General features: G+C 58.8%; 22 protein-coding genes. 10 read left to right on the top strand and 12 right to left on the bottom strand.

Annotated features, from left to right (window positions below):
- Positions 1-105: 105 nt before the first annotated feature.
- Both FTO60_RS04085 and FTO60_RS04080 read left to right on the top strand, forming a co-directional pair.
- Positions 106-594: a twin-arginine translocation pathway signal gene (locus FTO60_RS04085; RefSeq protein WP_148054779.1), complete on the top strand. Its 489-nt coding sequence runs from the start codon at positions 106-108 to the stop codon at positions 592-594.
- Positions 595-635: 41 nt separating this feature from the next.
- A complete protein-coding gene (locus tag FTO60_RS04080; protein WP_254696880.1) occupies positions 636-1,211 on the top strand; it encodes a ferric reductase-like transmembrane domain-containing protein in 576 nt (191 codons plus the stop codon).
- A gap of 31 nt (positions 1,212-1,242) precedes the next feature.
- On the opposite strand, the gene FTO60_RS04075 is transcribed toward FTO60_RS04080, so the two are convergent.
- The 9 genes from FTO60_RS04075 to FTO60_RS04035 are packed head-to-tail and all read right to left on the bottom strand — an operon-like array spanning position 1,243 to position 9,119.
- Positions 1,243-2,046, bottom strand: a complete 804-nt coding sequence (locus tag FTO60_RS04075) for a 3-keto-5-aminohexanoate cleavage protein (RefSeq protein ID WP_148054777.1) — start codon at positions 2,044-2,046, stop codon at positions 1,243-1,245.
- A 36-nt stretch (positions 2,047-2,082) separates the two neighbouring features.
- On the bottom strand, positions 2,083-2,751 hold the full coding sequence (locus FTO60_RS04070) for a GntR family transcriptional regulator (protein ID WP_148054776.1): 669 nt from the start codon (positions 2,749-2,751) through the stop codon (positions 2,083-2,085).
- 15 nt (positions 2,752-2,766) lie between these two features.
- Positions 2,767-3,978: a LeuA family protein gene (locus FTO60_RS04065; protein WP_148054775.1), complete on the bottom strand. Its 1,212-nt coding sequence runs from the start codon at positions 3,976-3,978 to the stop codon at positions 2,767-2,769.
- Positions 3,979-4,005: 27 nt separating this feature from the next.
- Positions 4,006-4,881 (bottom strand): dioxygenase, encoded by an 876-nt coding sequence (locus FTO60_RS04060; RefSeq protein WP_148054774.1) that lies wholly within the window; start codon positions 4,879-4,881, stop codon positions 4,006-4,008.
- A 19-nt stretch (positions 4,882-4,900) separates the two neighbouring features.
- Positions 4,901-6,208, bottom strand: coding sequence for a TRAP transporter large permease (locus FTO60_RS04055; RefSeq protein WP_148054773.1), 1,308 nt, complete (start codon positions 6,206-6,208; stop codon positions 4,901-4,903).
- 3 nt (positions 6,209-6,211) lie between these two features.
- Entirely contained in the window at positions 6,212-6,841 is a 630-nt protein-coding gene (locus FTO60_RS04050; RefSeq protein WP_148057039.1) for a TRAP transporter small permease, read from the bottom strand.
- 28 nt (positions 6,842-6,869) lie between these two features.
- On the bottom strand, positions 6,870-7,958 hold the full coding sequence (locus FTO60_RS04045) for a C4-dicarboxylate TRAP transporter substrate-binding protein (RefSeq protein ID WP_254696879.1): 1,089 nt from the start codon (positions 7,956-7,958) through the stop codon (positions 6,870-6,872).
- 24 nt (positions 7,959-7,982) lie between these two features.
- A complete protein-coding gene (locus FTO60_RS04040) occupies positions 7,983-8,429 on the bottom strand; it encodes an OsmC family protein (RefSeq protein WP_148054772.1) in 447 nt (148 codons plus the stop codon).
- A gap of 30 nt (positions 8,430-8,459) precedes the next feature.
- Positions 8,460-9,119: a malonic semialdehyde reductase gene (locus FTO60_RS04035; RefSeq protein WP_148054771.1), complete on the bottom strand. Its 660-nt coding sequence runs from the start codon at positions 9,117-9,119 to the stop codon at positions 8,460-8,462.
- 125 nt (positions 9,120-9,244) lie between these two features.
- On the opposite strand from FTO60_RS04035, the gene FTO60_RS04030 reads away from it, so the two are divergent.
- The 7 genes from FTO60_RS04030 (at position 9,245) to FTO60_RS04005 (ending at position 14,679) form a co-directional block, all read left to right on the top strand.
- The gene (locus FTO60_RS04030) at positions 9,245-9,631 is read left to right on the top strand and encodes a YciI family protein (RefSeq protein ID WP_148054770.1); all 387 of its coding nucleotides are present in this window, start codon (positions 9,245-9,247) and stop codon (positions 9,629-9,631) included.
- A gap of 8 nt (positions 9,632-9,639) precedes the next feature.
- Positions 9,640-10,938, top strand: coding sequence for a malonyl-CoA decarboxylase family protein (locus FTO60_RS04025; RefSeq protein ID WP_148054769.1), 1,299 nt, complete (start codon positions 9,640-9,642; stop codon positions 10,936-10,938).
- Between the two features lie 134 nt (positions 10,939-11,072).
- Positions 11,073-11,222: a hypothetical protein gene (locus tag FTO60_RS17595; protein WP_172623794.1), complete on the top strand. Its 150-nt coding sequence runs from the start codon at positions 11,073-11,075 to the stop codon at positions 11,220-11,222.
- Positions 11,206-12,099 (top strand): C4-dicarboxylate ABC transporter substrate-binding protein, encoded by an 894-nt coding sequence (locus FTO60_RS04020; protein WP_148054768.1) that lies wholly within the window; start codon positions 11,206-11,208, stop codon positions 12,097-12,099. The genes FTO60_RS17595 and FTO60_RS04020 overlap by 17 nt, the downstream gene beginning before the upstream one ends.
- A gap of 136 nt (positions 12,100-12,235) precedes the next feature.
- Positions 12,236-12,814, top strand: coding sequence for a TRAP transporter small permease subunit (locus FTO60_RS04015; protein WP_254696878.1), 579 nt, complete (start codon positions 12,236-12,238; stop codon positions 12,812-12,814).
- Complete coding sequence (locus tag FTO60_RS04010) at positions 12,811-14,172, top strand: TRAP transporter large permease (RefSeq protein WP_148054766.1); 1,362 nt, start codon at positions 12,811-12,813, stop codon at positions 14,170-14,172. The genes FTO60_RS04015 and FTO60_RS04010 overlap by 4 nt, the downstream gene beginning before the upstream one ends.
- 9 nt (positions 14,173-14,181) lie before the next feature.
- Positions 14,182-14,679, top strand: coding sequence for a heme-binding protein (locus FTO60_RS04005; RefSeq protein ID WP_148054765.1), 498 nt, complete (start codon positions 14,182-14,184; stop codon positions 14,677-14,679).
- Here FTO60_RS04005 and FTO60_RS04000 read toward each other — a convergent pair.
- The gene (locus FTO60_RS04000; protein WP_172623793.1) at positions 14,661-15,224 is read right to left on the bottom strand and encodes a cupin domain-containing protein; all 564 of its coding nucleotides are present in this window, start codon (positions 15,222-15,224) and stop codon (positions 14,661-14,663) included. The genes FTO60_RS04005 and FTO60_RS04000 overlap by 19 nt on opposite strands.
- Positions 15,225-15,265: 41 nt before the next feature.
- Between FTO60_RS04000 and FTO60_RS03995 the strand changes: the two genes are divergently transcribed.
- Complete coding sequence (locus FTO60_RS03995; protein WP_148054763.1) at positions 15,266-16,633, top strand: hypothetical protein; 1,368 nt, start codon at positions 15,266-15,268, stop codon at positions 16,631-16,633.
- On the opposite strand, the gene FTO60_RS03990 is transcribed toward FTO60_RS03995, so the two are convergent.
- Positions 16,630-17,211 carry a cupin domain-containing protein gene (locus FTO60_RS03990; RefSeq protein WP_148054762.1) on the bottom strand — a complete coding sequence of 194 codons (582 nt, stop codon included), beginning with the start codon at positions 17,209-17,211 and terminating at the stop codon, positions 16,630-16,632. The genes FTO60_RS03995 and FTO60_RS03990 overlap by 4 nt on opposite strands.
- On the bottom strand, positions 17,208-19,094 hold the full coding sequence (locus FTO60_RS03985) for a TRAP transporter fused permease subunit (RefSeq protein WP_148054761.1): 1,887 nt from the start codon (positions 19,092-19,094) through the stop codon (positions 17,208-17,210). Before FTO60_RS03985 ends, FTO60_RS03990 begins: the two co-directional genes overlap by 4 nt.
- Positions 19,095-19,118: the final 24 nt, after the last annotated feature.

Here is a 19,118-nt window from a genome sequence, read left to right as displayed (position 1 = left end):
TCACAACAGTGTGACGGTTCAGAGTGCGGCTTCTACGCTTCTTTCGATGAAATTTCGACCAAAAGTGCTATGATAAACGCCATGAAGCCGAGGAAAGGATGCAACATGCCCCGCCAACTCATCACGCGCCGCTCCCTCCTGACATCCGCTGGCGCCGCCTTGGCAACCGCAGGGTCAGGCATGTTTTCAGGTGCCACGGCCCAGACCCTCGCACCGACACCAACAATGCGCGGTGGCGCGAATAACTATCTGCCAGGCGCCGCTATTGTCGACAGAATTGGCGGTGGTGGCTTTTGGATGACGGGCACAGTCCGTCGTGCGGGTGATGGCGCGCCGCTTTCCGGTCAGCGCATCCAGATTTGGGCACACACGACCGAGGGGCACGAACGCGACCCCCAAAGTCATGGTGCCACCCTCACCGATGTCAACGGGACGTTTCGCCTCGAGATGCCGCAGATTGTCCCTGCGTTTGGCCAGCCACATGGGCATCTTGCCTATGACAGCGGTGACTTTGAAACCGTGTTTCTGCGGCCGGTGATGCAAAGCCCAAAAGACACGAGCCTCAATGTGGACTTCGTGCTCGTGCCGGTCTGATCGACGTGTCATCGCAACGCCCGGCGCGGGCGCGAGCCACATTGATCTGGACAGCAGTTTTCATCTGCGTGGTTGTTCCAGTTTTTGCCGCAACCCTGAGCCCACTGCTTGCCTGGCGCGGCCCGGTCTATATTGTTGCCGGGTTCGCAGGGATCATTGCGATGACGCTTTTGCTGATCCAGCCACTTCTGGCAGGCGGAATTTTACCCGGTCTCAACATCATGCAAAGCCGCAAAATACACCGCGTTCTTGGCGGTGCGCTGGTGACGCTGGTCCTGATCCATGTGGTAGGCCTATGGGTTACAAGCCCGCCGGACGTGGTTGATGCCCTTCTCTTTTCTTCACCAACGCCCTTTTCGGTTTGGGGCGTCATCGGGATGTGGACCATATTTATCTCGGCGCTTGCAGTCTTGTCACGGCGACGTCTGTGCCTTGCTCCGATGACATGGCGGCGTGTTCATATGGGCTTTGCCGTAGTGATCGTGACAAGCACCGCAGTCCACGCACTCCAGATCGTTGGCACGATGGAACCCGTATCCAAGGGATTGCTAAGCTTCTTGATTATGGTCGTGACCGCAACGGTGATTGTTGGGCGCTCTCGCGCCAAGGCTTCATAACCTGTCATGATCGGCCCCAACGCAGCGGGTCTTAGGCAATGTCGTTGTTTTGATCTGGCGCTTGAAGGCGGCGAAGCGCACCGACAAGCGCGCGGACACGGTCCGCGTTGTCTTTGGCGCGCGTTCCGTCGCGGTGCCAGAGGGAGTTTTCAAACCCGACCCTTGCTTTCCCACCCAGTTGGACCGCCCGCACAAGGCTGTCCGTTTCGGCCGCGCCAAACGCGCAGGCCATCCAGTCAAACGCCAAACCATCGCTTTGCGCAAACGGCTCCAGATAGGTCTCCAACGCGACACTTCCTTGCGATCCCTTAGAATAGCTGCCCTGCACGAAAAGGGTCAGGTGGGTCTGGTCGGGGATGAAGCCCATATCGCAGCCCGCAATGAAGGCGCGGACGTCATCGGGCGAATACAGGATGTGCTGGATTTCGACGCCACTTTCGGCTGCCCAATGATAGAAATCGCGGGCCTTGGGCCAATCGTCCGGGCTTTGCACCATTTCTCGTAGGGCCACAGAAACATGCGCGGGGCGCAGGTTGCGTATTACCGCGCGCTGCTCGGGCGCATTATAACGGTCTGCCGCCTCTGATGTCACCTGAAGATACATGCCGGGAGCCTGGTCTGCCAACTGATCAAGCAGTGCGCGGTATCGTGGCGCGTCAAGCAGGTGGCGACCCTGTGCATCACGGATGTGCAGATGGAGCCCGTCCGCACCCGCGTCTTGGCAAAGTCGCGCCGTGTCGATGATTTCTTCGTCGGTGACTGGCAGGGCGGGATGATCTGCCTTGCTGCGCCGCGCCCCGTTTGGCGCAATCATCAGACGTGGCAGTAACCTCACCACTTGTAACGCTCTCGCAAGGGCATCGCAGCTTCCCTAATGGATGTAGCCCTTCAGAAATGCGCCCGTCCGTTCATAATGGGATACCAAAAGTGCGGCAGCCCGATCAGGGTGTTCGGAAATGACGGCATCCAGGATCTGGCGGTGTTCGTCATCGACCTTGCGGCCCTTGTAGTCAGACGACCGCCCCGCAAGGTAGCGGTAGCGGATGTTGAGATCATAAAGCTGATCGCAAAACCGCAACAGCAACGGCGACTGGCAATTGCCGATCAGTGCCATATGAAAATGCTTGTGCTCTCGTTCGAATGCGTCCGAGCGTTCGGCCTGAAGGCGCGTCATGCGGTGGTGGACGACAACGAGATTTTCGACCCATTCGTCGGTCGCGTTTTCCATACTGTGACCCAGCGCCATGCTTTCAAGCGCGCAACGCAGCGTCAGAATCTCCTGAAAATTCTCGCGGCTGGTTTCGGCGGCGCGAAATCCGCGCTGCTCGTGACGCACCACAAGCTGGTCAGACACAAGCAGGCTCAACGCCTCGCGGATCGGTGACGCCCCCGTCCCCAGCAAATCGCGCAGCCGATCAATCTTGAGCTTTTCCCCCGGCGCCAGATCGCCCGTCAGGATCAAGTCGCGCAGCCTGTTATAAGCAAGCTTCGTAGCGGACCCCTCGGAGGGCGACTGGGCTGGGTTCAGATTGACGTTCATGTGCGCGACATAGCCCTATTTAGCCTTTACCGCAGCAACAATATTGGCGAACTCTTCATTCGACAATACGTCGCGCTTGGCAATACCTGTGGCTTTGACCTCATTCAGAATCAGCGCGATCTTGTCGTCATCAACTTCACCCAGGCCCATCTCTCCCATTTTATAGATGATGGATGCCTTGCCCGATTTCTTGCCCAGAACAACTTCGCCGATTTTACCCGTCAGTGACGGATGCGTAGCGAACATGACCAGCGGATCGTTCATCACATAGTTGATGCCGATCCCGGATTCACGAATGAAGTTGCCGTGACCCAACACAGGTTTGTTGCGCGCGATGGGGATGTTGGATTTCTCGGCGATCATCGCGGCAAGCTCTGGGATTTTATCGAGCTTGTAGTCGGTGTCGTAACCGTAAAGCAGGTGCAGACCCATCATCAGTTCTTCAAGCGCGGCGTTGCCCGTGCGTTCGCCCAAACCGTTGGCGCAGCTATGAACACAGACGGCCCCCGCGGTCACGGCCGCCAGTTCGGTGGCCACGCCCATCCCGAAATCGTTGTGCGTGTGGATTTCGATCGGCAGGCCCGTCATATCGGTGACCCAGCGCACCATGTATTTGATCGCTTCGGGTGTCGCGCAGCCCATTGTATCAACAATGCCGATGGAATCGGGCGGCGCGTTGTCCATGATGTAGTTGCACAGATTGGTCAGATCATCCTTGCGTGCCCGTGTCGTGTCGTAGGGAAAAAACAGCGCATGCAGCCCGTTTTCACGGGCATAGTTGATGATGGGCGCGGTTTTTTCGGCCACGTCTTTCCATGTCCAGCCGAACTGGGTCACCAGTTTCGGGTATCCAATCGGCACTTCGATCACAACGCCGTCTGCGCCACATTCCAGCGCCAGATCGATGTCTTTTTGCATCGCGCGGGCAAAGGTGAAAATCTTTGACTTCAACCCCAGCTTGGAGATTTCCTTGATCGCCTTTTGATCATCGGGTGACACTGCGGGCATCCCCGCTTCGATCCGGTCTACGCCAAGTTCATCCAGCTTGGTGGCGATCTCGATCTTGTCGTCGATAGAGAACACGACGCCCGGCGTCTGTTCCCCGTCACGCAGGGTCGCATCGTGAATTTCAACCTTTTCGGGCAGGTTCAAGCCCGCACGCACGCTGGATTCGAAATTATACGGGCTGACCCACCATTTGCCGTCCTCAAGATGTGTTTCGCGCATCTATTTTATTCCTTTTCGGATCAGTTTCTATTTTTCTGCAGGGACAAGGGTGAAATCGAAATCAACCTTGAAATAAGGGAGAGTAACGTTGCGTCCAACTTCCAGATCGTCGGGCAAAGCGTCCAGATCGTGGCTTTCGACGTAATTCATGATCAGATCAGAGCGCACGCCAAAGACAGCGTCGCGATCAAGGTAAGGATCGCCGTTTGCAAAAACCTCGGTCACCAGCGGCTTGAGGCCTTCCGCTTGAACGATGAAATGCAGATGTGACGGGCGCCAGGGCGTGCGCCCTGTCGCGCGGAACAACTCGCCCACGGGGCCATCATCAGGCACTTTATAGGGGGCAGGTTTCACCGTTGTGATGGCGTAGCGGCCATCGGCGCCGGTGCGCATGGAACAGCACAGGTTGAAATCCTCCTTGGCCTCGTCCTGGGCGTAGTAGAGCCCGTCTTCGGCCGTCTGCCACAGTTCGATCATCGCGCCTTCTACCGGATTCCCATCCAGATCCCGCACATATCCCTCGACGACGACAGTCGCGCCCTCGTTGTCCTTTTTGATGTCACCGCCCACTGGCAAAAGCGGCGCGCCGACCGAATGAAACGGACCAAGCACGCTAGACGAGGTGCCTTCGTGCTGCGAGCCGATCATATCCACGAGCGACGACATCCCCGTCACGTCCGAAATCAGCACAAACTCGTTGCGTTCGTCATCCGTGATCTTGCCCGCATCCGTCAGGAACTTCAGGCCACGCGCCCATTCTGCGTGGGTCAGTTGGGTTTCTTTGGCAAAGGCATGCATGTGCTCGACCATCTTTTGCAGGACGAACATCGTGCGCGGATCGGTATCATCACTGCAATAATCCAGAAAGGCCTGGGTTATCGTGTCAATGGTGACGTCTTTCATGTGAAGTGCGCTCCTGACGCTAGAGAATTGCAGTGGAAAGGATCGGGAACCTGATCAACAGGATCAGGACCAACAGCATGAGAAACGCAAATGGGAGAGCCCCAAGAAATACGTCTTTGAGCGAGATTGACGGATCGTTCAACGTGCTTTTGATGACAAAACACGAGATGCCAAGTGGCGGAGTCAGCAGGCCGATCTCGGCTCCGATCACGGTGACAATCCCGAACCAGACAAGGCTCAACCCCATGCTTTCAATCAAGGTGATGAACAGCGGCACGACGATCAGGATGATCGATGCCGTGTCGAGCAAGGTGCCCAAAACCAACATCAACGCCACATAAATCAGCATGATCTGGAAGAACGACATATCCCACGCCTGCAACAGTGCATCAAGCTGGTTGGGCAGGCCCGCATAGCCAAGCATCCGGCTATAGAACGACGCCATCGTAATCAGCAGCAGGATCGCAGCCGTGATATGGCCCGTCTCGACCAGGGTTTTCCAAAAATCCGGCCATGTGATTGAACGCCGTGCGATGGCCACGATCAGCGCAAGCGATGCACCCGCCGCACCCGCTTCGACAGGCGTCAACCAGCCCGTGTAAATGCCCCCCAGAACCAACAGGATCAATGAGGCAACGGGCCATGTTTTGCGGAACATTTCCGCGCCGGGCATCGCTGGCAGCTCGTCGGCGCTGATGTCCTCCCCCACATAAGAGGGCCAGACCCGCGCCATGACATAGATCGCCGCGACGTAGACGCCAGTTAGGATCAGGCCGGGGATGATCCCTGCAAGGAACATGTCGCCCACGGATTGTTCCGCCACAAAGGAATAAATGATGAGCATCGCCGAAGGCGGGATGATCATGCCCAGCACCGATGATCCTGCCACAACACCAACCGCAAAGCGCTTGTTGTAGTTGTAGCGCAGCATTTCCGGCACTGAAATTTTTGTGAAAACCGAGGCCGAGGCGATGGACGATCCGGTGATCGCCGCAAAGACCGCGTTGGCACCGACCGTTGCCATGCCGATCCCCGCAAGCACCTTGCGAAAGGCGGAATTCATCACGTCATAGATATCGCGGCCCAGCCGCGCCCTTGAAACAAGCAGCCCCATCAGGGTGAACAGCGGGATCGTCGCGAAGTTGTATTCCGTGACCCCGTCCCCGACGGCCACCTTCAAAAAGTTGAAGGCAAGGATGGATTTACCGGACATCAGCCAGATCGACACGAAAGACACCAGGCCCAAGGCGACCGGGATATAAAGACCGAGGTAGACCAAGACGACGATCGCGCCGACTGACAGCATTCCAATTGTGAGCGGATCCATAGGCTACAGGTCTCCGCTGGTTTGGGCTGTGACGTGGCGCGGGTCTTGGGTGTCGCCCAGCACGGTCTTGAAGAAGAACAGGATCGCCGCCCAGGCGCAGCCAAACGCGATCGCGAGCCGCACGGGCCACCAGGGTGCGGCAAGGATACCGGGCGTGCCAAAGTAGTCGCACCGCCCCAATGCGGTTTTGAAATCAGCCCAAAATGCGCCGGTCGGCTGCACCCCAAATTCGGGCGGGGTGAAGAAATAGCAACTTTCAAAGGCCTCGGTGAATTCGGGCCAGACCGTCCAGACGATCATGCTCATGAAGATACAGGACACCCCATCCAGGACGCGGGCCAGTCCCCCGCCCAGACGCGGGGCGCGGCTGCGTAGCAGGCCAAGAAACCCGTCAGATCGGGTCAGCCGCCCCGTACGCACCACATCCGGCAATTGCAGGAACACAATAAGCGCCAATGAAAACACCACTATTTCGACCACACCCCGGAACGGTGCCAGAAACAGATTTCGTGACACCACATCGACGTTCATGATCACGACCAGCGCCAGCAGCACAAATGCACCGCTGACGTTGGCAATAATCGCGACCGCCACGACCCAACTTTCAATTTTTCGCAGACCCGTGACGATCATTTTCAAGACTCACCTCGCTAGAGTTCGATTACTCGAGTTCCGCCGCCCAATCGCGCAACGGGGTGAATCCAGCCGCGGCCAGCTTCCCCATATAGGCGACCAGCATGTCAGAACCGGGCGCGCCAGTGCTGTCCAGATTCGCCGCCCATTCGGCAGCAATATTGGGCATGCTGTCGGCCCAGGCCTGACGCTCGTCCTGGCTCATCACGACGACGGTGCCGCCACCTTCGATGTAGGCCGCAACCGATGCAGCCGCCTTGTCCATCGCGATGCCCGCAACCCGGTCACGGTATTCCAGCGCGACAGTTTGCAGCACGTCTTTGACCTCGTCAGGCAGCGCAGCCCAGACGTCAGCGTTCACGGTCACAGTCTTTGAGTTCACGGCACCCAGATCGGCCTGCAACATGTAGGGTGCTACCTCGGCGATCTTGAATGTCACCGCAGCCTCTGGCCACAGCATCGCCGCTTCGGTCACACCGGTTTGCAGCATGTTGTAGAAATCCGGCAAACCGCCGCGCACACCGGCTGCACCGGGGATCCCTTCAAGATAGCGCAGGTTGTAGCCCGCACCGGCAATCTTGAGACCCTCAAGGTCAGACAGTGAATTGATCGGCTCGGTCGAAAACAACTGATAGGTGTCCAGAACAACGCCCGTCGCCAGATATACCTGGTTCTCGGCCGCCAATTCGGCGCCCATTTGCGGGAACTCGCGGGCGATCTCGTCAACCGCCTGCGCCACCACGCGCGCATCAGACGACACGAACGGCGTCACAGCAGAGATACCCTGCGAGGGCAAGGCCGAACTGTGGAAAATCGTCGTGACGATACCAATATCGCCCAAGCCCAGCTTGATGCCCTCCAGGACCCCGCGTGGTTTTACGATCTGGCCGCCGTAGGCTTCCATCCAGTTGATCTGGTAGTTGCCGGTTTCTGCCAGCAGTTCATCCACCCGTGGAATGAAAAAGCCGGAAAACTCGGCGACCCACATGGAGCGCTCTGGATAGCCATCGATTGCGGTCATGTTGATGACCTCTTGGGCCGTAGCGGCCCCTGTGATTGCGGTGGACAATCCCATCGCAAATCCTGCCGCAAGGGCATTGCGTCGTGTTAGTGCCATTGGTCTCTCTCCCTTGGTTATTGGTTAGCTGGCTTTGCGCCAATCCTCGTTAATGATGGTGCCAGCGCCGCGAAACAGCTTGGACACTGGACAGTATTTGGCGACCTCCATCGCCACTTGGGTCAACTCGTCTTGCGACGCCTTGCCGTCTGAAAGCACGACCAGATCGATCTCTTCAAACGGGGTGGCGATCTCCTCCTCCAGGGTCACGCCAAGTCGGTTGAATCGGCACTTCACCGAAATATCCAGGTTGCCGATGTCCACGCCCAACCGGGACGCGCATTTGTGGCCGATCGTATTGGTGCAGCCCGCCAGCGCGGCAAGTGCTGTATCCGTGGGTGTGAAGCCAAGGTTGGTGCCGTGGCGCTCAACCGGTTCGTCAATGATCGACACCAGATCGCGCGTGCGCAGTTGGGCAACCGAATGGCTGGAACACTTTGCGTTCATCGAAAGGGTCACCGATGTTTTCATCTTGACGGCCACTTCAGTGCGTCCCCTCGGTCATATGATTTCGCAGACGTCGTCGAAATCGAACCGGGGCAAGCGTTGGAACAGCGCGGCCTCGTCCGCGTAGCCCAGATTGCACAAGAAGTTCGATTTTACCGATGTTCCGGCAAAGAATTCGGCGTCCACCACTGCATTGTCAAAGCCCGAGATTGCGCCAATATCCAGCCCCAGCGCCCGCGCGCCGATCATGAAATAGGCCCCTTGCAAGGTGGAATTGCGAAACGCCGTCTCTTCGCTATGTGCCGGTTTGTCCTTGAAATGCGACCGGCGGTCCTCGTGAGGGAACAAACGCGGCAGTTCTTCCCAGAAATTCACATCGTAAGCGATGATCGCCGTTACGGGCGCGTTCATCACCTTTGGCACATTCGCGGGCTTGAGCGCCTTGGCCAGCCGTTCCTTGCCCGCCTTCGAGCGCACAAAGATGATCCGGCTGGGGCAGGTATTCATGCTGGTCGGGCCCATCTTCATGATGTCGAAGATCTTGTGCAGCATGTCGTCTGACACCGGCCTGTCAGTCCATGCATAGTGGGACCGCGCCTTGGTCAGGATCAGGCCGATCTGCGCGTCACTCAATGTGGTAATCTCGCGGCGCAAGGCGCGCACGTCGTCTTGTGCTGACTGCCGCAGGCCTTCAAGTGATGCGCCGTCTTCCATGAGTCCTCCCAGATTCGCTTTTCCAAAAGTGTCGTCATTTTCGCCCAATGTCCAATAAAATCGATTTTTTATTTGCAGCGCGCCGGACTCCGGTTAGGGTCGGCGTAACAGAGGAGAGTGAGTCCATGCCTAAATGGGAAGACTACAAGAGCGAAGCAAAGGCGCGCGGCGCGCTGGCGATGGAGTTGTTTGTCGTGCGCACGCGGCCCACGGGCGACATGGGATTGGTGAAAGCCACCTTGCCCGACCACCTCGCCTACCAAAAGGAAATGGAAGCCGCCGGTGCCTTGGTCATGGCCGGCCCCGTGTCCGACGTTACCGGCGATATGATGGAAGCCGAAGGGATGATCATCTACCGCGCCACCAACCTTGAGGCCGCCCGCGCGCTGGCAAACGGTGACCCGATGCACAAGGTCGGCGCGCGCAGCTATGACATTCGCAAATGGCTGGTGAACGAAGGCAGCCTGAGTTTCACCGTTGCGCTGTCGTCCCAAAGCGTCACAGTGAACTAAGGACGCCCATGCAACGCAACCGCTTCCTGCCAGATATGTTGTCCACACTGTTTGCCCGTAGCCGTGTGACGGGAAAGGACAACGACCCGCGCGATATGGCGCAGCTTTGCTATGCGCTTTTGTCCGACGAGGGCGAAGTGTCGGGCCAGAAACTTGCCGAGGTGATCCTTGATCGCTACCGCGCGTCAGGCGACGACAAGAAACTGGCGTTCTTTCAATTCATGAACGACGAGCTTGACATCGATGCGGGGGCCTTGGCTGTTCTGGCAGCCGAATATGCAGAAACACGCGCGGCCAATGCCTATGCCCGCGTTGCAGAAGTCGCGGCCCCGAAAAGACGCAAACTGCTGCGCCGCCTCAATCAGCCAAGCGGGGCAACAGCAGATCTCGTGAACATGCGTGTCGACCTTCTGCGCTTGATGAAAGATGCGCCTGAACTGGCGCGCAGTGACCTTGATTTCGCGCTTCTGCTGCGCAGCTGGTTCAATCGCGGGTTTCTGGTTCTCAAGCAAATTGATTGGGATGCGCCTGCCTCCCTGCTTGACAAGATCGTCGCCTATGAAGCCGTGCATGAAATCAATGATCTTGATGATCTGCGCCGCAGACTTAGCCCGCCGGACCGGCGTTGCTTTGCGTTCTTTCACCCAGCCATGCCCGACGAGCCGCTGATCTTTGTCGAGGTCGCATTGACCAAAACAATCCCCGGATCAATCGACGCGCTCCTTTCCGAAGACCGCGAGCTTCTCATGACCAAGGACGCGCGCGTCGCTGTGTTTTATTCGATCTCAAACTGTCAGGACGGGTTGAAGGGGATCAGCTTTGGCAATCTGTTGATCAAACAGGTCGCCCAAGAACTGTCGCTGGAATTTCCGCACCTGACCGATTTCGTGACCCTCTCCCCTATCCCGCGATTAAATACTTGGCTGGTCAGCCAAACAAGTGATCCGACCTATGGGCATGTGGCCGCCGCTGTCCTCGCCGGTGATGCCCCGCCCGAAGATGTGTGTGCGATGGCCGCGCGATATCTGGTTGAGGCCAAGCGGGATGACGGCACCCCCCTTGATCCAGTTGCCCGGTTTCATCTGGGCAACGGCGCCGAAATCCACGCGGTGCACGCCGGCGCCGACAGTTCCGAAAACGGTCGCTATCAATCAGGCGGCGCGATGGTGAATTACCTCTATGATCTGTCCCTGGCTGAACGTCACCACGCGGATTTCGCGCGCAATGCCACAGTGGCCACATCAAAATCGATCAAGGCCCTGATCCGCGCGCCGTTCAAGACCAAACCCGAAGAACTGGCGTCATGAGGGCAGTGAACGATTCTGAAAACCGGGGCTGTCGCGACCAACGACCTTGCAAACTTGAACAACTCGCGTCTCAATAGCGTCACGCGGCGGAATACCAAACGGCGAACACGCCATTAACCATCTGGGAGGATGATATGAAACTGTTGAAAAAGATAACCTTTACCGGGCTGCTCCTTGCATCCACAACGGCCGCTGCGCAGACGATCGAGGGGCCCGAAGTAAACTGGAGCCTGTCGATGTGGGGCAACCCGCGCGCTCTCGGCGGGTATGGAAGCGATTGCTGAGCAGGTCCGCGAACAGACGGGCGGCAACTTTGACATCACGATCTTCTATGGCGGGCAATTGTCCGGCAGCCGTGAAAACCTTGACGGGATCCAGTTGAATGCCTTTGAAGGTGCGGCGATCTGCAACTTCTACCACCCGGGCAAGAACCCGGCCTGGATGGTGTTTTCGCTGCCGTTCCTGCCGCTGGGCGATCCCGCAGTTGATCAATACGTGCGTTCGCGCATGTTCGAACATCCTGCTATTGTCGCTGATATGGAAGCGTGGAACGCCATTCCCTACATGTCGGGCCTGCTGCCACAGTATGAAGTCCTTGGCAAAGGCGATGCACCGACCGACCTGGCCGATTGGGCGGGTCTGCGCGTGCGTGCGGGCGGTGGACTTGGTGACGCGATGGAGGCTCTCGGGGCCACCAAGCAAACCTTGCCAGCGGGTGAAACCTCAACGGCTTTCCAGCGCGGCGCGGTTGATGCTGCGGCCTTCCCTTATACCTATGCGCATGTGTCTTTCGGCATTGCGGATGAAGCCGATTGGTTCACGTCCAACCTTGCCCCCGGCACGTCCGAATGCGGCTGGGTTCTGAACAAGACCGCCTATGAAGCCCTGCCCGAGCAGTATCAGACGCTCCTCATGGACCTGCGCGGGATGGGTATGGACGTTGAACAGGCCGCCTACGCAGAGCAGGACGAAAAGAACCTGCCTGTCTTCCGCGATACGATGCAGGAAATCGTCTATTCCGAAGAGCAGCTTCAAGCCTTCCGCGATGTTCCCGGGCAGCCGGTCTGGGATGCGTGGATCGCCGCAAACTCTGATGCGTTTGATGCACAAGGCGTGTTCGACGCAATTTGGGAATATGCCGAAGAAGCACAGAACCAGTAAGGTCTGACATCGGGTTCGGGCGCATTTGGCGCCCGAACACCACCATTCTTCCCGCCCATACACCTCAGATAAAGGACGTCCCATGTCTTCGGATTCAAAGGTCCCAGGCGCCTTGCTTGGTCGACTTCATAAAAGGTTGATCCCGATCGAGGACGCCGCCAACCTTTTGGCAGCCTTCGCGATTATGGCGCTCATGATCCTTGGGGTGATGCAGATTTCCCTGCGCACCTTCGACTATCCGATCAGTGGATACATCGACCTTGTCGAGCTTTCGATGGCCAGCATGGCCTTTCTTGGGGCCGCCTATACGCAACGCCTGGGCAGTCACATCCGCATGGAGCTTCTGGTGGGCAAGCTCTCGGGCCGGGCTCTCTGGGCGCTCGAGGCGTTTGGCGCGTTGGTGGCGATGTTCATCATCGGCGTGTTGATCTATTACAGCTATGGGCATTTCCTGCGCGCCTACACCCTGGGCGACACGACAATTGACGCCGAATATCCTGTTTGGCCGTCCAAACTGCTTGTCCCGATCGCGTTTTCGGTCTGGTGGTGCCGCTTGGCGTTGCAGTTCGTCGGCTCCCTCCGGCTTGTCATCTATCCCGACGCCGAACCCATCGCCGTCGTGATCGCCAAGAACGTCGCCGAGCAGGCCCAGGACGAGATCCACGAAGTCATGGGTGACGATGCCGATTTCTCCGATCCGGGGGCGTTCTCATGATTATCGGTATTGGCATGTCCGATCCCTTTCTGGTCGGCGTTATCACGCTTGGTCTGCTGCTTTTGCTGATCTTTCTTGGCGTGCGCGTTGTGTTTGCGGCAGCCGTGGTCGGGCTGTTGGGGCTGGTGGAACTGCGCGGCTGGGGCCCTGCGGCGGGTATCGTTGGCACGATCCCGCATTCAAAGTCCTCGGCCTATGCGCTGTCCGTCTTGCCGATGTTCATCTTTATCGGGTTTCTGGCATTCCACGCAGGCATGACCCAACAGCTGTTTGATGCGGCCCGCAAATGGCTTGGCTGGATGCCCGGCGGTTTGGCGGTTGCAACAGTGTTCGCGACCGCCGGTTTTGCCGCCGTGTCCGGCGCGTCCACTGCGACAGCAGCGGTGTTCAGCCGGGTGGCGATTCCCGAGATGCTGAAATACGGCTACGACAGGCGTATGGCCGCAGGCGTTGTGGCTTCGGCCGGCACCTTGGCCACGCTGATCCCGCCCTCGGCGATCCTCGTGATCTATGCCATTATCGTTGAACAATCCGTCGGCAAACTGCTGCTGGCGGGCTTCCTGCCCGGGATCTTCTCGGCAGTGGTCTATGCAGGGATCATTGTCGTCTGGGCGATGCTGAAACCCGGTTCTGCCCCATCGGTGTCGGGCTTTACCTGGGGTGAGCGCATGCGCACCCTGCCCGGCATTTCCCCCATCGCCCTGGTCGTCGTGATCATCATGACGGCAATCTACGGCGGCTGGGCCACCCCGACAGAAGCCGGGGCACTTGGTGCGTTCATCGTTATGGTCCTGGCGCTGGTGCGCGGCACGCCACTAAGGTCAATCAAAGATTCGCTGATGGAATCCGCTAAATTGACGGTGATGATCTTTTCGCTGATCTGGGGTGTGTTGATCTTTGTGCGCTTCCTGGGGTTTTCCGGCATTCCCGGCGCGTTTACCGAATGGATTGTCAGCCTTGACGTGGCCCCGATGACCATCATGATCTTCATTCTGCTTGGCTACGCCCTGCTGGGCATGTTCATGGACGCCATCGGGATGTTGCTGCTGACTTTGCCCGTGGTCTATCCGGCGGTTATCGCCCTTGGGTTTGACCCGATCTGGTTTGGCATCATCGCCGTCAAGATGGCCGAGATTTGCCTGATCACCCCGCCCATCGGCCTCAACTGTTTTGTGGTCAACGGCGTGCGGCCTGACATTCCGCTCGGCACGATATTTCGCGGCGTCGCGCTGTTCTTCATCGCCGACGTCATTACCATCGCGGCCCTCCTGATGTTCCCAGAAATCGTTACGTGGCTGCCAAACTTTGACTTTGAGGCATGGTGGTCTGGCCTTTGGGCCGCCGGGGCCGTCAACTAAGGAAACGCCATGCGCCTGCACACCTCATTGCCCCTTGATCGCGCCAACGCCATTGTCACCGAAAGCCTGGCCCTGGGGCGCAAGGCATCGCTCTTGCCTCTCACCGTCGTGGTGCTCGACGCGGGTGGCAAACTTGTGGCGATGCAATCCGAGGACGGCGCGGGCCTGATCCGCTTCGAGATCGCCTTGGGCAAAGCCTATGGCGCGCTTGGCATGGGGATTTCAAGCCGCCTGATCCGCGACCGCCTGTCTGAACGCCCAACGTTCCAGAACGCACTCGCGGCCGCGTCCGGCGGGCGGCTCATCCCCGTTCCGGGCGGGGTCCTGGTCGAAGATGCCGAGGGCGTGACGCTTGGTGCGGTCGGTATTTCAGGCGACACGTCAGACAAGGACGAATACTGCGCAATCGAGGCGATCAAATCTGCCGGATACGCCCCTGAACCCGCCGAACCGAACCCGGACTGGCGCACTTCGTCCCTGTCCGACCACTACCCGGCATCGACCTGAACGGTATGATCGAAATGCCGGTGTGTCACCTGCAATCGCGGCAAGTCAGCGTCCTTAGGCGTGCAAAGCTGAAACGTCGAACGCCCCAGATCGGCCAGCGGAATAACCATGCAACGCACGAACCGTGTAACACCCGCGCCGTGCAGCGCAACGGCACGCACAGGGCTATGGGCCGGTTCAAACCAATAGTCACCCGTTTTCATGATTGTGGTGTGATCCTCTGCTTCAGTGCGCAAAGACCCCGCGACCAGACACCGCCAGCCGCTGCCCGAATGGGTATGCCGATGGGCCACAGCGCCGACAGGAAACGCGACCTCGTCCAACCGCAAGGCCCAACCTTGGCCCGGCATCGCAACCCGCGCGCAGCCCAATACCCCGGCACCCGACAAGGCCGTGGCTGTGACAAGAAAGCCAATGCTGTCTTTGCCCCCCTCCAATGCACCGACACCCAGCGGTGCATCTGCTCCACGGTCCACCGCCCTGGTCCAATACGCGGTCGCAATCGCGTCATTGACCTGCACCAAGTCACTGTTAACCACGCTCATGAACATGCAAGATTCCCGATTCCATCTGTGGCAAATCTAGCATGAGGACCGCGACCCTCGCCACAGTCCTGATCGCCCTTTCAGTCCTTGTTCTTGGCGCGCGCACGATCGGGGATTCCTTGTTCGCCTGGGGTGCTGGCTTGGGCTTTGCCGCGCTTTGCATTGCCGGGCTCAAGACCAGCACCATTCGTGAATGGCTGCTGCTTGCCGCCGCCATAATCCTGTCGGTTCTGTTGCTGCAAACCGAAAACGGATGGGAGGTCTTTGCACAAGCCGTTGATCTGGCGGCGTTCTTCGCGGCCTTCATCCTGCTTTTGACGGCCCTGAAGATCGCGGCGGAGCGCTCCAACTCGGTCCTCACTGTCGGGCGTTACCTGTTGCGACAGCCCCCAGCAGGGCGCTTTATTGCGACGGCGACGGGCGGGCATCTGTTGGGTGTCTTCCTGAATTTCGGCGCGATCAGCCTCTTGGCCCCCCTGATCCAGAATGCCGCCAAACGCAGCGACGGAACAACGGACACCGGCCTTGAACGGCGTCAATTGTCAGCCCTCCTGCGCGGGTTCGCCTGGATCCTCCTCTGGGCACCGACAACGCTGTCGCAGGCTGTTTTGTTAACCTTGTTCACCGATATCGACATGGGCAAGATCGTCAGCCTGGGGATCGCGACCTCCGTTCTCATGATCATGATCGGCATGCTTTATGACCGCGTCGAATGGCGCGGGCGCACGCCGGCCCACCTTGCGCCACCGCCCTTTCCGGGTCTTGCACTGCTGCGGCTTGCGATTGTGTGTGGCAGCCTTATCGCGGCAACAGCGGTTCTACAGATCACATGGGGCTTCACTACGGCCTTGTCATTGATGTTCGTAGCTCCAAGCGTGACGCTGTTGTGGTTCGCCGCCCAGCGTCCACGAGGCACGGCAATGACGCGCCAACTCGCGACATTCTGGCCAGCCCTGAAAGGCAACGCTCCCGGGCTCGCGCGCTCTGCCATTGCCCTTGGGCTGTCGGGATTCATTGGCCGCGCGTTGGCCGATGTCCTGCCAATGGATACACTGACGGCACAGCTCGATTTTGCGGGCGTGCCGGGCTGGCTGTTCCTCGCCAGCCTACCGATCCTGATCACGCTGGGCGGGCAAGTCGCGCTCAGCCCGATCATCCTTGTGGTGTTCATCGGCCAGGTGGTGCAGACCATCCCAAGCCTGCCAGCTGACCCGACCAACATCGTCTTTGCCCTCAGCGCAGGCTGGGCGATCTCGATGTTCGCCTCTCCGAATGCGACGGCAACCCTGCTGATTGCGGCAACCACCAACATCCCGCCAACGCGCCTCACATGGGGGTGGAACCTGCGCTATGGCCTTGTGTGCTATGTCGTTCTGGTAGTGATATTCGCGGTGATCGAAGCCATCTAGCGGGGCGGAATGCCTTTGCCGCCGCCCGCCCGCGTCACCCCGTCGATCAGCACGAACATGATCGTGCAGGGTTCGGTCCCGCGATTGGCCCAGGCATGGTTGGTGCCGCGCTGAACGACAACATCACCCGCCTTCAGCAATACGTCGTCGTCTTCGTTGTCCATCAGCATCCAGATTTCGCCGTTCATGACGATGCCATAGTCCACGCTATCGGTGCGGTGCATCCAGGGATGGCGGCCCCCCTGCACAACATTGGCCCCAGCCCCCATTTCGGCAAATGCCTTTGCCCCATCCGCGCTGGACAGGCGCGCCATGACGTCCGGGTCCTCGGGCATGAACTCGACGCAGCGAAACACGGTTCCGTTCTTTGGCGGATGCAGGATGAAATCGCGCGTGCAGGTCTCGGTCGCGCCATCATATTCGGCAGGCGTTTGATCAGTCAGCCAAAAATTCGTTAGCCGCACACCGGGGCGATTTGGGCGCTCCAACTGCTGGGTCGCAATCTGGTTGCTTTCGATAATGGCGGTGCCCTGCGCGTTATGTCCGGTGACAACGCGGCGATAGTCCTTGTGCTTCATGTGGAGACCTCGATTGGTTTGGATCGGGCGCGATCAATAATGATCACGCAACAGAATAAGACGATGCCGATGACCGCGCTCAGCCAGCCTTGAAACAATAGACCAAGGCCCGCCACAGCGGCTATCAAACGCACAACAGGCGCAAGCCGCCCGGTCAAGGTGCCGATGATGGCCACGGCGATGGCGAAGGTGCCGGCACTGGCAGTGAGCACAGCCGCCGTATTATCCACCCAGGTGCCGCCCATCAGCAGTCCGGGTCCGTAGACAAAGGCGAACGGCAGCACGAAAGACGTCGCCGCATAGGCCGCCGCCGTCCAGCCAACCTTGTTCACGTCGGCCCCCGCAATCCCGCCCGCCACATAGGACGCAAGCGCCACGGGCGGTGTGATGGTGGAAATGCAGCCATAGTAGAAGACAAAGAAATGGGCCGTCAAAACAGGAACGCCAAGCTTGACCAGGGCAGGCGCAACCACTGTTGCAAGGATCAGATAGGCCGCCGTTGTCGGCAGCCCCATGCCCAGAATGATCGATGTGACCATTGTGAAAAACAGCGCCAGGAACAAATAGCCACCGGACGCCACATCAATCAGCGTCGCGATTTTGGACCCAAGGCCGGTCACTCCCAAAACCCCTGCGATGATCCCCGCTGCGGCGCAAGCTGCCGAGATCGTCACGATCGAGCGCGCGCCTTCGGACACGGAGCGCAATAGTTTCTCGATGAAGACCCTGTCGATCTTGCGCCGCCAGATCACATCGCCCCCGATCAGCACGACCATCGCCCAGAGCGAGGCCATGAAAGGTGAATAACCGACAAGCATCATCGTGATCAGCGTCGCGAAGGCGGCGATGAACGGCCCGCCCTTGATCAAGACCTGCGCCAAAGGCTCCTCGCTCACCTGCTCTCCCGCATTTGGCGCGATGCCTGATTTGACGGCCTGCAGGTGGACCACCACAAAGGCCGACCCGAAGAACAACAGCGCAGGCAGGATCGCGGCAGCCATGACGGCGGTGTAGGGCACGCCGACGATCTCGGCCATTATGAAGGCCGCGGCCCCCATCACGGGCGGCATGATCTGCCCGCCCGTCGAGGCCACCGCCTCGATCGCGGCCGCCTGATGGGGCGCATAGCCTTCGCGTTTCATGATCGGGATTGTAACCGTGCCAGTCACCGCGACGTTACCTGCCGCCGAGCCGCTGACCATGCCGATCAGCGTGGAAAACAGCACGGCTGACTTGGCCGATGCGGCGCGCAACCCGCGTGTGCAGCGCACCGAAAGTTCAAAGAAAAAATCGCCTGCACCAAAATTGGACAGCAACGCACCAAAGATCGTGAAGACAATAATATAGGTCGCGGCAACGCCAACGGGAATACCATATATGCCTTGGGTATCCGTGGTCAGGACCAGCACGATACGGCGCAATGTCGACGCGCGCCCCTCCAGAACGCCCGGCAGATACGGGGCAAGTAACGGATAGAGAAAGAAGACAAACGTGATCAGCGCAAGGATAAGACCGATGCCCCGCCGCGCGGCTTCAAACACCACGATCAACAGGATCACACCTGCGATGAAATCGCCCTCGGTCGTGATCCCGCCACTGAAAGCAATCGGTTTCCAGCGGGTCAGCATCCAAATGCTCGCCCCGACGGTTGCCACCGTCAGGATCAACGATAATGCAGCGTTCAGCGTGGTTCCCGCCAGACGTTCGCTGGCAGGGATCATGACGAACAGCAGCGACAGCGCCAGCATCACATGGGTCAGTCGCATGGGCATGGTCGAGATCACAAAAACCCCGGAAACCACCATCAAATGATAGAGCCCCAGCGCCAAACCGGCCGTAAAGATCGCGTTTTGAAGGCTGATGTGTCTTGTCGGTGATGTCATGGAAATGTCTCTGATTACGGCGGG

This window comes from Octadecabacter sp. SW4, from assembly GCF_008065155.1.
Classification (GTDB): Bacteria; Pseudomonadota; Alphaproteobacteria; order Rhodobacterales; family Rhodobacteraceae; genus SW4.
Note: the sequence above shows the minus strand (reverse complement) of the source record. Positions and strands in the feature narration are given on the sequence as shown.